A 1,089-nucleotide genomic window follows, 5' to 3' on the forward strand; every position below is an offset into this window, starting at 1 on the left:
GGATCTTCATCTGCTCGCGCTGCGCAAACTGCGCCATGCGCTTGATGAACTGGGTGCGCTGGCTTTTGACGGCAGGCCCATTGTCTAGGTCAATGACCCATTCTTCCGTCTCTGCATAGGCTGAGCGATGGGTCTGCCACCAAGCTTCGAGACAATCGACAATAAAGTCGCTGGTCTCTGCTGACTGGCCAAAGTAAATCGAAAGCTGTTCGCCCTGCACGTCGAGGATGCCAAAGGGCACCAGCGTGGCGTCGCGGTAGTGGTCATGGTCATCGGCCTGTCGCGGTTCGAGGGTTCGCGCACCGCCGCCCCTCGATAGATTCCCGATGGCGACTTTAGCTTTGCTGTCGATGGAGAGTCTTAAAACTTTGGGGTCAGCATCTGCTGCAGCATTCGCTGCCGCTACATTCTCAAAGATGGCGTCTGTTTCGGGCACCTTCTTGTGCGGCTTCACTTTTTGTGTTTTTTTAACCGATAGCCCATCCGGTTCAGCATCGCGCCGATGGTCTGGCGGGTGGGTAAGTCCTCATCTCGGTAGCCTTTCTCCGCTATCAGCGCGTCGCGCACCGACTGGGCGCTGACTCTGGCGTAGTAGAAGGTTGTCCGAAACGTGGGGTCGGCTTGAGATTGGCCATCTACCAGCGCTCGCATCGCTTGCTCCAATTCAGGCTGCTTGGCTTCGCTCCGCCGATTCCCCCGGCCTTGATAGTAATCTAGGCAGACCACCCCGCTCGCCCGCTCGTGCAGCCCTAGCTGAACCGTTTGCCGTCCCCAGCCGAGATGCGTTTCTGCTTTCCGCGCTGAAGCGTCGAAGTAGTCCTCGGCGACCTTCGCCATGAAGGCGCGTTTCTTCGAACCTGTCAGCTTGCAGGCAGCGTCTTTCAAGGTTTCCTTCATCTGCTCATCTAGCATCCCCTAGCCTCTCTCAACTGACTTAACTCCGCCTTATAATGACCGGTAATGTATTTTATTGCCAGCCCCTAATGTCAAAACCATAATGAGCCGTGATATCAGCGTTTCGCCTGATTTGTTTGAGCATCTGGGCGTGGTTCACAAATGGCTACTTTTGGGTAACACTTGCAGCACAAT

At 55.6% G+C, this 1,089-nt stretch carries 1 protein-coding gene and 1 pseudogene; both read right to left on the reverse strand.

Translation table 11 applies throughout. The annotated features are described in order from the left end of the window. Positions 1 to 436 (reverse strand): annotated as a pseudogene (locus tag CKL79_RS22505) (ISAzo13 family transposase); the annotation flags it as partial. Between the two features lie 14 nt (positions 437 to 450). Further along, a complete protein-coding gene (locus CKL79_RS22510) occupies positions 451 to 912 on the reverse strand; it encodes a hypothetical protein (protein ID WP_121971720.1) in 462 nt (153 codons plus the stop codon). Between the last annotated feature and the right edge of the window lie 177 nt (positions 913 to 1,089).

The organism is Leptolyngbya sp. BC1307 (assembly GCF_002286735.1).
In the GTDB taxonomy this organism is placed as follows: domain Bacteria; phylum Cyanobacteriota; class Cyanobacteriia; order Phormidesmidales; family Phormidesmidaceae; genus Phormidesmis.

Coding starts and splice junctions, on each gene's coding strand:
- CKL79_RS22510 (WP_121971720.1), bottom strand. CDS start 912: ATGCTAGATGAGCAGATGAAGGAAACCTTGAAAGACGCTGCCTGCAAG.